This window comes from Aliivibrio sp. 1S128 (assembly GCF_001691065.1).
Classification (GTDB): Bacteria; Pseudomonadota; Gammaproteobacteria; order Enterobacterales; family Vibrionaceae; genus Aliivibrio.
Window position 1 is genome coordinate 1 of record NZ_MAJV01000008.1, and the last position, 927, is coordinate 927.

General features: G+C 33.1%; 1 protein-coding gene. It reads left to right on the plus strand.

The genetic code is table 11. The features are described from left to right. The first annotated feature begins 62 nt into the window (after positions 1–62). Complete coding sequence (locus A6E03_RS03400; RefSeq protein ID WP_065600169.1) at positions 63–902, plus strand: hypothetical protein; 840 nt, start codon at positions 63–65, stop codon at positions 900–902. Positions 903–927: the final 25 nt, after the last annotated feature.

Here is a 927-nt window from a genome sequence, read left to right on the forward strand (position 1 = left end):
AACGTGTTATGCAAGCGTTAAGCGGTTATCTATTAAATATTATCAATTAAGAATAAGAAGATATGTATACAAATATTAGTTTTACGTGTGAGTGTGGCAGTGTTGTTGAACATATGGCTTTTTACCCTGTATTTGTCGCAGATACAGAGAAGGAAAGAGAAGAATATCAAGAAACAGAGTTAGAAACTGAGTGCGATCGCTGTGGAAGACCTTATCAGGTATTAGTAAAAAATAACTTCTATGATGTGGAAATTATTGTTGATAATGGTGAAATTAGAGTTGAACATACTGAACCTCAATATGAAGAATCTGAGTTAGATCTATTACTTCCAAAAGAAAGTTCACAGATCGTACTGTTCAGGGAGCAGTTAAATACTGTTCAGTTATTAGTAAGTGCCAAAGTTGAAGAAAAAGCTCAATATGGTTTGCATGTAATGTTATATAGTCACTTAGTTGCTTCAGCAGAGGGTTATCTATACTCGACATTTACGAAGTTTGTAACCCAGCATGACTCACTTTTACGTAAATTAGTTGAAACCGATCCAGAGTTTTCTAAACAAAAATTTTCGCTTTCTGACATCTTTGTCAGTAGAGAGACTTTGAAAGATACAATTGATAAATATCTGAAAGATTTGATTTTTCACAATATGAAAAAAACTAAGGAAATGTATTTAAGTGTATTAGGTTTTGATTTTGGCCATATTCCTTGGTTTTTTAGAGCCGTTAACTTACGCCATCACTGCGTTCATCGTGGAGGATATGATAAAGACGGAAACTCATTAAATATTAACTCGGATGTGATTTTAAGTTTAATGAATCACCTAAGTGATTTAATTGAAGCTATTGAAGTAAGAGTTAAAGATTTCGATGATGAAGGAAATAAAAGGGTAACGTACCGATAATCCGCTTAACAAATGCATCAACACG

Bases quoted from the DNA above. Each gene is read 5' to 3' on its own strand.
- A6E03_RS03400 (WP_065600169.1), top strand. From the start codon at position 63: ATGTATACAAATATTAGTTTTACGTGTGAGTGTGGCAGTGTTGTTGAA.